Consider the following 12,279-nt stretch of genomic DNA (forward strand, 5'->3'; position numbering starts at 1 on the left):
ATGGCAAACCTGAATATCGCACGCGCCGTCCAAATCCTGCGCGAAACCGCCGCCCCCAACGGCCAGCCCGTCGTCCTGCACGAGCCGCGCTTTGCCGGCGCGGAATGGGAATATGTCAAAGACTGCCTCGACACGGGCTGGGTTTCATCCGTGGGCTCCTATGTCGACCGCTTCGAAATCGAACTCGCCGACGCGTTCGGCGTTCGCCGCGCGGTGGCCGCGGTCAACGGAACCGCCGCCCTGCACATCGCGCTGATGCTTGCCGGTGTGAAGGCGGGGGACGAGGTCCTGGTGCCCGCGTTGACCTTCGCCGCAACCGCCAATGCCGTCGCCTATTGCGGCGCCATCCCGCACTTCGTCGACAGTTCAATGGAGACGCTCGGGCTTGACCCAGACGCACTCGACGCCTGGCTGACCGAGATTGCTGAAAGAGGCGAGGACGGTCCGACCAATCGCGAAACGGGCCGCCGTTTGGCGGCCGTCGTGCCGATGCATGCCTTCGGCCACCCGATGGCAATCGATCGGCTACTCGAGGTCAGTGAAACGTGGGGCATTCCCGTCATTGAGGATGCTGCGGAATCGCTCGGCAGCCTCTCGAACGGCCGTCCGCTCGGCGGGCGCGGCAAGGTCGGCATCACCAGCTTCAACGGCAACAAGATCATCACGACCGGCGGCGGCGGAGCGATCCTGACCAATGACGAGGAACTCGGTGCGCGCGCCAAGTACCTGACCACGACGGCCAAACGCCCGCATCGCTGGGCCTTTTGGCATGACGAGCTCGGCTACAATTACCGCCTTCCGAACCTGAACGCGGCACTCGGTTGCGCTCAGCTTCAGCAATTGCCCACTTTCCTTGCCGCCAAGCGCCGACTCGCCGAACGCTATCGGAAAGCATTCGATCGCGTCGACGGGCTTCGCTTCTTCGTCGAGCCCGAGGGTGCAGAGAGCAATTATTGGCTTAATGCGGTGATCCTCGACGACGCCGGGCAACGCGACGACTTCCTCGCCGCCACCAACGATGCCGGCCTAATGACTCGTCCGTGCTGGGCACTGATGTGCGACCTGCCGATGTACGAGAAGAGCCCTTCCATGCCTCTGCCCGTCGCCCGCGACATCGAACAACGGCTCGTCAACATTCCGAGCAGTGCGGCACTTGCAGTGGAGACGACAGAATAGGTTCCAGACAACGAACGTCGCGGTTCGTGGAAACCGAGCAGCATTTATCTAAGATTGGAGGACTGCTGTCTGAAGGAAACAAGTCGAATCAGTATGAACAGGATCTGTTCGTGGACTTTACGACTATAGATTTTCAGATGGTTTAACTCTCAAATCCCTCCACTCCAGGCTCTTAAACGATCGAAATCTCGAGAAAGCATGATAATGGCGCCCACTCCCTCGTCCCCGAAATTCGTCTGCACGATCTGCGCCCGTGGTGGCTCAAAAGGTGTGCCGGGCAAGAACGTGCGCATGCTGATCGACAAGCCGCTCATCGCGCACTCGATCGCACAGGCGAAGGCGACCGGTCTTTTTGAAGCTGTAGCGGTCAGCAGCGACAGCCCCGAAATTCTTGAAGTCGCCGGGCGATACGGTGCTGATATCCTGATCCGGCGACCGGACGAACTGGCGACTGACGAATCCGGTAAGCTGCCGGCAATCCTGCACGCCCTCGGAGAAGTCGAACGCCAGCTAGGCTTCGAGACAGACTATCTGATTGATCTCGACGCCACGTCCCCGCTTCGTTTTCCTGAAGATATTAAGGCGTGCGCCGACATTCTCACAGACACCGGATGCAGTTGCGTATTGACCGGCTATCCCGCCCATCGGTCACCGTACTTCAATCTGCTGGAGCGAGCCAAGGACGGAAGCATTTCTCTCAGCAAACAACTTCCAGACCCCGTGTTACGCCGTCAGGACAGCCCGGAGTGCTTCGACATGAACGGCTCGGTCTATGGGTGGAAGCGCGATGCTCTGCGGGTGGATCCGGGCATCTTCTATCCCGACACGAAACTGTATGTCATGCCGCGGGATCGCTCGATCGACGTAGATGAAGAGCTGGACTTCGAAATCATCAGTATGATCCTGGAGCGTCGCGCGAAGAGCTGACAACTGGCAATGGCGACACTTTATCGTCGTGTCACGGCTCTCGGTTCATCTTCTCAAGTGGACATGCTCCGATTATCCCCCACCATTCGCTGCAGGAGCTCCAGAGCTTCTTCGAACTCGAGGGGCTCGCCCGAAGACGGATGCCGGTACTGCGGGTACAGAATGTACGCAGCCGCAAATATGGCCTCGACCGTCCGGCGCGCGGTGCGACGAGGACAAGACTCTCTGTCCTCCGTGGCTCCCCAGCCGGAATAGAACGGCGAGCCAAAACAGGTCACAGGAATACCCCGGATGAGAGCTTCAAAACCGGAGAGGGACGTCATTGTATAGACGCGATCGACCGTCTCGAACGCGTCGGCCAGTGCGATATCTTCGTTCAAAACGAGACAGATCTCGCGGACCTCGTCCGGATTTGACTGACGCGGTCGCCTGCGAAGACCCCTCAGGACTTCCGGATGCGGCTTGTAGATCACCTGGGCATGAGGATTTTCTGCGACGACCTCGCGGACAAACGCATTATTGGTTAGCTGCCGCCTCATCCCCTTCTTCATGGACATGTCACCTTCGACCTGCCCGACAATGAGGATGCGAGGCTTGGTCTTCGGCCCGTATAGTACCTGCACGTCCGCCGCTCGTCCCGCATTGTATTTGCTGATTCGTGAGGAGACGAGCGCGGATATTCCCCTACGTGCACGATGAATAAGCTCCGGACTGCTTTCGAAGTCGTACGACAGCAAAATGTGCTCCAGATCGCTTTCGACGGTCGCATCGAAGTAGAGCGCCTTCTTGGCGAAACAGAGAGAGAGTGGTGGCGTTTGCTCCGACCCAAATCCGACAGAGCGTAGAAAGCCGTCCTCGACTCGCACCAGGGGCACGGAATAAAAGCGGCAAAGGAGTTCGACGTACCAAGGTGCGGTATAGCTCCAGACGTAGATGGCAGACGACCTGCTTCTCAGTATCTGCGGGATTCGTCTGAGAAAGTCGGGCAAGGACAGTATCCCGGTCGCGCAGCGAACCACGTGGCTTTCTGGCAGCCAACGAGGCATGAACACCTTCCAAGGCTTGAATCCAACCAGGAAGACTGTGGGCGTGTTGCCTTGATCCGGTCGGTTGGAAGTACGATCGGGCGGGTTCTCGCTCATTCGGATCCAGTCTCTTCTGCCGCATCATGCAATTACCCACAGATGCGTCCGATGGCAACTAGCGCGGGGAACTCGGTGGGTCACGTTAGGACGGAATGTCGACGGATGACGCTTTGGAAGGATAAGCGGAACAATCCCCTATTCTCATCTCGTCGGCAACCTCATGGCTCAAGAGCTTCATTTCGTCGATATCTTGAGGTGCCACAATGCGAGAGCATTTCTACATCGGTGGACGCCGCTCTTGCGGCCTTGCCTATTGCCAAGTGTGCAAATGTCTGTAGGCATGACAAAAGATTCAAGTGGGTCGTGGAGTGCGTACTCCGGAGATGACCAGTAGAGCGCGGCGAACAAGCCGAAAATTCTCCTAGTGCCACGATCCCGGCGCAATCGACATTGGCGGATGAACTGAGGCCTTACATGCAATCAAAAAGCAAAATCACGACTGTCGAGCGCGCGCCCTTGTCCATGAGCGATTTTCGCAGCTTGATCGGCACGACTATCGGTGTTTCCACCTCGTATCGCATCGGCCAAGACAAGATCGACGCCTTTGCCGACCTTACTGAAGACGCCCAGTACATCCATGTAGACATTGAGCGGGCAAAAGCTGGCCCGTTCGGCGGTACCATCGCACATGGGATGCTGTCGCTGTCCATCATTAGCACAATGTTCTTCGAAGTAGTGCCTCCCTTAAAGGGCTGTGAGCGTCCGGCGAACGCGTTTTCGGGTGTCGAGAGATCGAAGCTATAGGCCGCGTTTCACCTCATCGGCCATGACGCGGTCGATTATTTCAGGATCGCACTGTGTGTCGATGAGGAACTCGCGGATACCGCCGTCCCACGTCCTGATGTCGGCGAGCAGAGCTTGAAGATCGTCAATTCCGTTTTCGGTCAGGCCTTTTGTGCCATCTTCACTGCCATCGCGGACATACACCAATTCGCCCTCGGCGATGTTGTCCGAGTTGGCGGTCACCTCCTCGATGAGTTCGAGGTTCTCGCCGATCATGACGGCGACTTCCTTCAGCGTGTAGATGAACCTTGAGCGTGCCATCAGGCGGCCTCGCATCGAGCGTTTGCTGGCGTCCAATTCCAGGGCAACAGGTCTTCAAGTCGGTCCTTGGGATGATCCTGGATCCGGGTCAGGACATCTGTCAGATAGACCTCCGGATTATGGCCGTGCAATTTGACCGTTTCGATGATGGTCAGGATATTGGCGATGCGCTCACCGCCCTTGTCCGAGCCGGCGAAGAGCCAGTTCTTCCTGCCGATTCCGAGCGGACGCATGGCTCGTTCAGCGATGTTGTTGTCGATTTCGACACGGCCATCATCGATGTAGACGCTTAACGCCGCCCAGCGCGAGAGGGCGTATCGCATCGCCTCGGCCAACCTCTGCTTCTGTGGCAAAGTTGAGAGCGTGGTTTCGATCCAGGCCTTGAGTTCGTCCAGAACGGGCCGGGCATGGTGTTGGCGCAGAGTACGCCGCTCGTTAGCCGACATGCCTCGGATACGGTTCTCGATATCGTAGAGAGCGCCGATGCGCGACAACGCTTCCTCAGCGATCGGAGATGGCTTCAGCTTGATCACATCATGGAACTTGCGGCGCACATGCGCCATGCAGGCGGCTTCGATAATCTGGTTGCCGTAGAGTTTCTTATAGCCTCCATAACCGTCGGCATGCATGACGCCGCTGAAGCTTGCGAGGTGGTCAGCCGGATGCGCGCCCTTGCGGTCAGGGCTATAGTAATAGGCGATGGCTGCGGGAGTGGCGGCTTGATAGCCACTCCCGTCGAAGACGTAGACCCAGACCCTCCCGGTTTTTGTCTTGCCCCGCCCGGGGTCGAGAACATCGACCGGGGTATCGTCCGTATGTATTCGATCGAGCGCGGCGATATGGGCCCGGATCAGCACGACGAGTGGTGTCAGCAAAGCGGATACGCGGCCGACCCAGTCGGCCATCACGGATCGGGAGATGTCTATCCCCAACCGGTCATACATCTCGGACAGGCGGTAGAGGGGGATGTGATCGTCGAATTTGGCGATCATGATATGGGCGAGCAGTCCCGGCCCGGGTTTGCCGCGCTCGATCGGCAAGGTCGGCATCTCGCCAGCCACTGTCGTATCGCATTCCCTGCAGATCATGCGCTTTTCGACATGTCGGACAATCTTGACCGACGCAGGCACGTGCTCCAACACCTGGACCACCCTGTCGGCCGCCTTCAGGAACGAAGTGCCACCGCAGGTCGGGCAATTACAGGGAGCCGCATAGACCAGTTCTTCGGCTGGAAGACCATCGGGCAAAGGCTTGCGCTTCGGCTTCTCGGATGCGTCGTCCAACTCCGGCAAAGGAGTTTTCCCGGAGCGCAGTTCAGCCTCGGCACGAGAGGCCTCGATCTCCTCCAGCATCAGCTCGAACTGCTCTATCTTCCGGTCGATCTTTTCCGAAGAGGCGCCATGCTGCCGATGTCGTAGCAGCTCCAGTTGCGCCCGCAGAAGCCCGATTATGGAGTCACGCTTGATGACCTCGGCTTCCTGGCTCTCAAGCTTTGCCGCCTGTTCCGCGACGAGTGCGCGCAAAGCAGTGAGCTCGTCCTGACTGTCCAGCGGCGCTGTTTCCATACCTGCAAATCTAGCCGATTTGCCTCTGACGCGCCAGCGTTAAGCCTCGGATGCCCCTGCAAAATATAGCTTTTATCCCGTTCGACCAGGGGCTGACGTCCATGCCGGACGTCGCCAATCGATCCCCTCAACGAGCATCGAAAGCTGCGCCTGCGTCAGGTGCGCTACGCCCTCTTTCGCCGTCGGCCAGGGAAAGTATCCGCGCTCCAAAATCTTGTAGAACAGGCAGAACCCCTGGCCGTCCCACCAGAGAAGCTTGATCCGATCGGCGCGCTTGCCGCGGAAGCCGAAGATCGCGCCGGAGCCCGGTGCCTCCTGCACGACCGTCTCGACCAGCGCCGACAGACCATCAATGCCACGCCGCATATCGGTCACCCCGCAGGCCAGATAGACCCTCACATTCCCGGACGGTCCGATCATGCCGCCTCCACGCAAGCGACCAGCGGACCAAGCAGCTTCAACTCAACGTCAGCCGGAACCTTCAAGCATCGACCGTTTCGTAGCGAGATCTCAATGACCGCTGGCGTCGGTCGCGTATCAGGTACCGAGGTAGCGCTCACCTCCTCGGTGATTTCCACCGGAAGGAACATCGCCGGACGACCGACATAGCTGAATGACTGTCGCCACAAACGGATCTGGGATGGGTAGATATCATGCCGGCGCGCCACCTCGCCAATGCGAGCACCGGGCTCATCAGCTTCCGCGAGTATCCTCAGCTTCGCCTCGTCCGACCAACGTCGTCTGCGTTCGGTACCGGACATGATCTCAATGCGAGCCATGCAACCTCTTTGTTCTGGTATTAATGTCAGCATTAATGCTGGTTCGAATGCCAGAACATCGCCTGATTTGCCCGATCAGCAAAAACAGCTCACCGGACGCTCACAAAGGGCTCGACAATGGTCGTGAACTACGGATTCGATAAAGTGCGCTTCATCTCTCCAGTCCCTTCCAGCGCCGATATCCGCGGTTCCTTTGTTCTCGACGCGATCGAAGAACGCGACACCGGACAATTCCTGTTCCGATACACGGTGACAATGAAAATTGCGGGCACAGCCAAACCGGCCGTGCACGCGGAATGGATCATACTCCACGTGCTTGCATGATTTCCTGCGTGGCGTCCTGCAGTTCAGAGAAACGGCCGATTGCTGAGCCTCAAAGACGAAGACATGCAAGGAAGTTCGCACATCAACAACAGCATAAAATTCACGCGCTGGGTGGAACGATCGCGGTGGCGTCCCCGAGAATATAGTCCGCCATCTTTTCGGCAGTACGGCTGACTTCCTTGGTGGATGGATGAAGAACCGGCGGCCACACTTCAGCATTGTACATGGACCTATTATTAAATCTGGAAGGCATCGTGTGGTTCGGATGCAACACGTAGGAGAGAAATGCGATCGTGTTGCTTCGGACGTCGGCGAGCAGTTCCTTGTCGATCTTGCCCAACAAGAACTCCTCGAACCTCTCCCTTGTGTCAGGCGTGAGGTGTCCTACGGGGACATCCATTGAGCCGTAGTATCCACAGATCATCGATGGGATCCCAAGCAGTCCCAGTTCTACCGAGGAATTGCCGCCCCACATGAGAACCCCGTCAGCCCAATCCCTGAGAGCAGGAATTGGATAGGCACGCCGATCCAATATTATGGGGTGAAATTCCTTTGGAACGTCTTCGAGCAGTTCGACGAACTCCTGGTTTACATAGAGAGATACCTGGCTCTTGGTCTCGTCTGGATGCGGTTTTAGGAGCAAATTGATCTGGTGTGTGTGAGCAAATTGGCAGCAATCCGCCAGCCATTCCTTTATATCGCTGTGCAAGAACCCGTAGTCGTTCGGCCTTGCCAAGTCCGGTAGGATCTTCCCCAAGAGTACGATAATCGGACGGCCGGGAAAACGAAGCTCCTCTGCGAGTGGTCTTCTGACGGCAGTCTCATCAACGCGCGTGGCATATGCAAGGGCTTCCGCCGACGCCTTCTGCTCGGGCGTAGCGTTGGTGAACCACTCACGATACACGTGAACAGATGGACGATAGGCCAGACTGACTTCGGGATGTCGACTAACGTTGGCTATACACTGAAACTGCGCCGATTGGGACCGTACTAGGTTGGAGTGATACGCCTCAAAGCCATTGCAGATGTGAAAGAGCTCAACGTAGTCGTGGCTCCCCGCCGTTTCCGCGATCAAACGCAACGCATGAGAAATACCCTGTTGGATCTCTGTCAGGATGACCTTCACCTTACGTCCGGTTTCCTGGGAAAAGCGCACCAGTCGCTCATGCTTGTCAAACATCGCCTCAATCGCGACCTGGTATCGACGTACATGACCCAAGACGATGGGATCACGCCACGCCACATCGTAGCAGCGGAAAATGATACCCATTGTATTATGAATCGTATAATAAAAATTAATTCCGTTGTACGCGATGTTTTTCTTCTCTGGATCAAATACCCACTCTTGCGAAGGCACCTTCTTCAACGTTGCCTTGTCGGAAAGGTAGTGTGGAAATATTGAATTGGACACGTTCTCGTCGATGTCCGGTGAGACCTCGTCTGACTGGATGCAGCCAGGCAATAGTGATATTATCGAGCAGCCGCGTGAGCGTAGCTCGGCCAAAGCATGGACGGGCATTTGGGTGAACGCACTGAAGCTCGACGGGCAGATTACGACGACGGAGTCATCGACAACGCCGCGGGGACACGATTGCAGCAACGTATGCACGGACCTGATGTATTCGAGTTCGTCGCTTGTACGGCTAGGCCAGAAGCGGGACATGATTGTAAACCTGTCAGCCGGAGGCTTGTCGCTCGCACGGGCTAAGAGGTTCTCTGCCGCATATGCGTCGATCTCGGCATATTTCTCGGCAGCTTCATCAAACCGTCCCATATAACGCAACAAGAACGCTTCATCGTTCTTGAGGCTTAGGGTGCTTCGTTTTCGCTTGCGCAGTAAGTTCAACGCGCGACCGTACCTACCAAAGCGCTGCAATTGTGCAACAATATAGGGACTGAACGTGTCGAACTTGTTGTTCAGGAGAAACTTCCTGTAGGTGTTGTTCCACAGGCCATAGAATTCATCATTCCCGGCGATCACCGACGTTTCCACCATCTGCGTTTGCAGGCGCCCGCGCCTAGTCTTGTCGGTCTCGCGGCGGCGTTGCCACTGCAGATAGTCGAGTACGGCCATGCCATACTGCGGCCGACCAATGGCAGTTGCTATGGCGACATCCTTGAGGAGGGTATTGGGGTTTCGGTGTCTCCGGCCGAGCCGGCTCATAATCTTTAACTCTGCTTCGCGGAACGCAGAAAAGAGCAGCCTCTCGATCTGATTCATCGTGCGGAACCTCGAGGGGACGAAGTACTCTCTTCTCGCAAAGAAGGCGCGGCCTATGTCGATGGCCAAAGGCTGGATGCGCGAATAGGTTTTGGGGTGCAGCCGAGCCGGATAGGCGAACCATCGTATGATCTGGTAGACGTGCTGAGCGGTCAGATGGCGCGTTGCATTGTCCCTCAGGATGGTTAAGACACGGACACAGATTGATTCGTAGAGGTGCCGCTCGACCGTGTCGAAGCGAGCGCGGCATAGCCCGAGCGTCAACATAAGATACCGAAAATCCTTAAATGGAAGGCTGCCCCTTCGGCTTTTGTCGTTCGGCGGGAGGTCCTGATAAGTGGTCTCAAGCGTGCGGCTGATCATCTCGAAGACTTGGGGTGCTGACACCAGCCTCGCTCGCCGAAAGCCGACATAACACAGCGCATCAAGGCTTTCCTCTAGGTCTTTCAGGATTTCCCTGGTTGCCGGATCGAGCGCATCTTCCTTCCGGCCGAGAATCTCGGCTACCGTATTGTCGATTAGATCGGCGACGTCCTGATGTCGGTCGTTGCTACGAGTCGCCAGGACTGCAAAAGGCAGAACCGACTTACGGCACCGAATATCGAGGAGATCGGTTGAGAAAGGCCTTTTGGTTGGCTTCCCGTCGGCGATCCAAGTCGCGAGGCCCTGAAAAAACTCGGCCACGGCAATGTCGGTTACTGTTTGCGCTGTCTGAGGCATCAGGATCCTTTCAGGCGGCTTGGGTAATCTTCGCTAGTTTCCGCAGCCCTATTGCCAGATAGGACGCCGCCGATCAACAATTCATGCGCGCGGTCGCGCAACTCCTGCCAGAGGGCTCGGCTCGCCGCGAAATCCAGAGTTTAAACAGATTCTCATGAGCATCGAGAAATCTCCGGAGCCGAATCTGTCGCCGCCCAACACATCGGGTGCTCAGCTACACAGTGATTGCTCCTACGAAAGGTGCGCGTTTGGAGGACTTGCCTAGTTTTCGCCACTGGTTATTGTCGTCATCATTCGGCGCAAGACGGGTGCTCCTGTGATGAGAAGGTCCGTTTGGCACCACCGCCTTCAGACTAGATCGCGGCCAAGACCAGATGAGAACCGCCGGCGGAAGAGTGTTGCCAACTTCCGACCGGAATCTACTACGATGAAACTACAATTGTCGGACGCAAAATATGTCATACCAACCATTCAAAGTCACACAGGCTCACCTCGATTTTCTTCGAGAGAATAGAATTTCGCATTCGACCAACGACGACGACGCAGGCTGGCTAAAGGTCGGAGCGATCTACAAGCCTGCACGCGAATGTCTCCTCGAACCCTATACGTGCCAACGTGTTGGCCCCTATTTCAATTCGATGGGGGCTTTCAGCTACAGCCGCTCACTCTTCGCAGGGCTCGCGACAATTGGTCGATATTGCGCAATCGGAGAGTGGGTGAGGGTCATGTTGGCGTCGCACCCGATGTCGCGCGTAGGGATGTGTGGTTTTGACTATGCCTACGCCTCTCCCTATAAAATGTTTGCCGATGACAGAGGCGTCACATTCGAGCGGACGCCTGTGATAGAGAGCGACCCAATGATCGAAATCGGTCATGATGTCTGGATCGGTAACGAAGCGCGCCTAGCGCGCGGCATCAAGATCGGGACGGGGGCGGTGGTGGCGGCCTTTGCCGTCGTCACCAAGGATGTAGAACCCTACACTGTCGTCGCAGGAAATCCGGCTAGGCCCAAAAAGCGACGTTTCTCAGACGAAATGTGCGAGCAACTTTTGGCTTCAGAGTGGTGGTGCTATGCTTTCACTGACTTTGTAGGGATGGATACCCTCCATCCCGAGCGGTTTCTTGACCAGTTCGGCGAAGCCGTTAGTTCCGGGGTGATCAAGCCGTTTGTCACTGAGAAGATCAATCTGCACCGAGAGTTCGCGCGCGTTACTGCGGAGCAGGAATCTCGTTCGAACGTTCCTGCGCCGCAGTATTCGAAGAAGAGGCCCGGGACGTCATTTCTGTCTGGCCTGAAGAAGTTCTATGGCCGCTCCTGACTGCTGCGCTCCCCTTTGTGGGGGGCGATTAACCAACTCGTTGGATTCCTGCCATAGACGGTTGGGCGGCAGGTCCAAGCAGCGCCCAAATAATCGACCGAGCCGTAGATTGCGCTCGTTCGGAACGAGGTGAAGAGCCGAGCGCCGTTTGCGGAAATAGCTCGACCCCGGGGAGATCAGCGCCGCCCACTATTTGACTCCCGCCCCATCCTCGGTATACCTTCTCCTCAAATTGGCTTGACCACCTGACGACCTGATTGGAAAGTCGACGCGATGGTGTCATCGATGTTCACGGTCATGGAGACACGGCGGCTCTATCGTCAGGTTGCGGACCAGATGCGCAGCCTGATCGAGCGGGGCGAGTTGCCGGCAGGTTCGCGGCTGCCGGCCGAGCGCGACCTCGCGCAGCGCCTCGGTGTTTCGCGTCCGACGATCCGCGAAGCCCTGATCGTGCTCGAAGTGGAAGGCCTGATCGACATCCGCATGGGCTCCGGCGTCTATGTCGCCGCCCGAAAGGCGCAGCCCACGGGTGCACCACCGGAAGATTTCGAAGGACCCTTCGAACTCCTGCGCGCGCGCGCGGTGGTGGAATGCGCGGTCGTCGAGGAGGCCGCACGTCTCGCGCGGCCCGAGCACGTCGCGCTCCTCGACCGGAACCTCGAAGAGATGGCGGCGGCGATCGACGACCGGCACCGGGCGCTGACGCTCGACCGGGAGTTCCACGTCATTCTTGCCAGCATCATCGCCAATGCGACGCTCAACCGCTTCGTCGGCAGCATGCACGACATGCGCATGACGCCCTATTTCGAGAAGCTCGCGAGCTATTTCGAGAACCGCCGGACGTGGCAGGCGGCGACGGAGGAACACCGCGCGATCCGCGACGCGATCGCAGCAAACGACCCGGCCGCCGCGCGCGCGGCAATGCGCGCCCATCTGCAACAATCCGAACTCCGGCTTTCGGAAAGCTTCGGGGAAGATCATATGCCTGACGCCGCAACTGCGACGGGAGGACAGGCCGGAGGACTTTAACGACACGTTTCAGCGACTTCAACTTGGGAG

The 12,279-nt window shown here is 57.5% G+C and carries 12 protein-coding genes; 6 read left to right on the forward strand and 6 right to left on the reverse strand.

Annotated elements, in window-relative coordinates:
• A complete protein-coding gene (locus ACM6UT_RS21420) occupies positions 1-1,176 on the forward strand; it encodes a LegC family aminotransferase (RefSeq protein ID WP_416799354.1) in 1,176 nt (391 codons plus the stop codon).
• A 204-nt stretch (positions 1,177-1,380) separates the two neighbouring features.
• Complete coding sequence (locus ACM6UT_RS21425; protein ID WP_416799355.1) at positions 1,381-2,103, forward strand: acylneuraminate cytidylyltransferase family protein; 723 nt, start codon at positions 1,381-1,383, stop codon at positions 2,101-2,103.
• Positions 2,104-2,156: 53 nt separating this feature from the next.
• Here ACM6UT_RS21425 and ACM6UT_RS21430 read toward each other — a convergent pair whose 3' ends face one another.
• Complete coding sequence (locus ACM6UT_RS21430) at positions 2,157-3,245, reverse strand: capsular polysaccharide export protein, LipB/KpsS family (RefSeq protein WP_416799356.1); 1,089 nt, start codon at positions 3,243-3,245, stop codon at positions 2,157-2,159.
• A 417-nt stretch (positions 3,246-3,662) separates the two neighbouring features.
• On the opposite strand from ACM6UT_RS21430, the gene ACM6UT_RS21435 reads away from it, so the two are divergent.
• Positions 3,663-3,992: a MaoC/PaaZ C-terminal domain-containing protein gene (locus ACM6UT_RS21435; RefSeq protein WP_416799357.1), complete on the forward strand. Its 330-nt coding sequence runs from the start codon at positions 3,663-3,665 to the stop codon at positions 3,990-3,992.
• Here the strand turns inward: ACM6UT_RS21435 and ACM6UT_RS21440 are convergent.
• The 4 genes from ACM6UT_RS21440 to tnpA all read right to left on the reverse strand — a co-directional run bounded on the left by ACM6UT_RS21440 (position 3,987) and on the right by tnpA (position 6,636).
• Complete coding sequence (locus tag ACM6UT_RS21440; RefSeq protein WP_416799358.1) at positions 3,987-4,292, reverse strand: hypothetical protein; 306 nt, start codon at positions 4,290-4,292, stop codon at positions 3,987-3,989. The genes ACM6UT_RS21435 and ACM6UT_RS21440 overlap by 6 nt on opposite strands.
• Positions 4,292-5,857, reverse strand: coding sequence for an IS66 family transposase (gene tnpC / locus ACM6UT_RS21445; protein WP_416799359.1), 1,566 nt, complete (start codon positions 5,855-5,857; stop codon positions 4,292-4,294). The genes ACM6UT_RS21440 and tnpC overlap by 1 nt, the downstream gene beginning before the upstream one ends.
• A gap of 72 nt (positions 5,858-5,929) precedes the next feature.
• Positions 5,930-6,277 (reverse strand): IS66 family insertion sequence element accessory protein TnpB, encoded by a 348-nt coding sequence (gene tnpB / locus ACM6UT_RS21450; RefSeq protein WP_416799360.1) that lies wholly within the window; start codon positions 6,275-6,277, stop codon positions 5,930-5,932.
• Positions 6,274-6,636, reverse strand: coding sequence for an IS66-like element accessory protein TnpA (tnpA, locus tag ACM6UT_RS21455; protein WP_416799361.1), 363 nt, complete (start codon positions 6,634-6,636; stop codon positions 6,274-6,276). Before tnpA ends, tnpB begins: the two co-directional genes overlap by 4 nt.
• A gap of 117 nt (positions 6,637-6,753) precedes the next feature.
• Between tnpA and ACM6UT_RS21460 the strand changes: the two genes are divergently transcribed.
• On the forward strand, positions 6,754-6,960 hold the full coding sequence (locus ACM6UT_RS21460) for a hotdog family protein (RefSeq protein ID WP_416799362.1): 207 nt from the start codon (positions 6,754-6,756) through the stop codon (positions 6,958-6,960).
• A gap of 100 nt (positions 6,961-7,060) precedes the next feature.
• Here ACM6UT_RS21460 and ACM6UT_RS21465 read toward each other — a convergent pair whose 3' ends face one another.
• Positions 7,061-9,901, reverse strand: a complete 2,841-nt coding sequence (locus tag ACM6UT_RS21465) for a hypothetical protein (protein ID WP_416799363.1) — start codon at positions 9,899-9,901, stop codon at positions 7,061-7,063.
• A gap of 455 nt (positions 9,902-10,356) precedes the next feature.
• Between ACM6UT_RS21465 and ACM6UT_RS21470 the strand changes: the two genes are divergently transcribed.
• Together ACM6UT_RS21470 and ACM6UT_RS21475 are read left to right on the forward strand one after the other, a co-directional pair.
• Positions 10,357-11,220, forward strand: a complete 864-nt coding sequence (locus ACM6UT_RS21470; protein WP_416799364.1) for a CatB-related O-acetyltransferase — start codon at positions 10,357-10,359, stop codon at positions 11,218-11,220.
• A gap of 285 nt (positions 11,221-11,505) precedes the next feature.
• Entirely contained in the window at positions 11,506-12,249 is a 744-nt protein-coding gene (locus ACM6UT_RS21475; protein ID WP_416799387.1) for a FadR/GntR family transcriptional regulator, read from the forward strand.
• Positions 12,250-12,279: the final 30 nt, after the last annotated feature.

Source organism: Ciceribacter azotifigens, assembly GCF_048159625.1.
GTDB lineage: Bacteria > Pseudomonadota > Alphaproteobacteria > Rhizobiales > Rhizobiaceae > Allorhizobium > Allorhizobium azotifigens.

What these genes read in the sequence shown, in the direction of transcription:
- ACM6UT_RS21420 (WP_416799354.1), top strand. Translation starts at nt 1, where the DNA reads ATGGCAAACCTGAATATCGCACGCGCCGTCCAAATCCTGCGCGAAACC.
- ACM6UT_RS21425 (WP_416799355.1), top strand. Translation starts at nt 1,381, where the DNA reads ATGGCGCCCACTCCCTCGTCCCCGAAATTCGTCTGCACGATCTGCGCC.
- ACM6UT_RS21430 (WP_416799356.1), bottom strand. Translation starts at nt 3,245, where the DNA reads ATGAGCGAGAACCCGCCCGATCGTACTTCCAACCGACCGGATCAAGGC.
- ACM6UT_RS21435 (WP_416799357.1), top strand. Translation starts at nt 3,663, where the DNA reads ATGCAATCAAAAAGCAAAATCACGACTGTCGAGCGCGCGCCCTTGTCC.
- ACM6UT_RS21440 (WP_416799358.1), bottom strand. Translation starts at nt 4,292, where the DNA reads ATGGCACGCTCAAGGTTCATCTACACGCTGAAGGAAGTCGCCGTCATG.
- tnpC (WP_416799359.1), bottom strand. Translation starts at nt 5,857, where the DNA reads ATGGAAACAGCGCCGCTGGACAGTCAGGACGAGCTCACTGCTTTGCGC.
- tnpB (WP_416799360.1), bottom strand. Translation starts at nt 6,277, where the DNA reads ATGATCGGACCGTCCGGGAATGTGAGGGTCTATCTGGCCTGCGGGGTG.
- tnpA (WP_416799361.1), bottom strand. Translation starts at nt 6,636, where the DNA reads ATGGCTCGCATTGAGATCATGTCCGGTACCGAACGCAGACGACGTTGG.
- ACM6UT_RS21460 (WP_416799362.1), top strand. Translation starts at nt 6,754, where the DNA reads ATGGTCGTGAACTACGGATTCGATAAAGTGCGCTTCATCTCTCCAGTC.
- ACM6UT_RS21465 (WP_416799363.1), bottom strand. Translation starts at nt 9,901, where the DNA reads ATGCCTCAGACAGCGCAAACAGTAACCGACATTGCCGTGGCCGAGTTT.
- ACM6UT_RS21470 (WP_416799364.1), top strand. Translation starts at nt 10,357, where the DNA reads ATGTCATACCAACCATTCAAAGTCACACAGGCTCACCTCGATTTTCTT.
- ACM6UT_RS21475 (WP_416799387.1), top strand. Translation starts at nt 11,506, where the DNA reads ATGTTCACGGTCATGGAGACACGGCGGCTCTATCGTCAGGTTGCGGAC.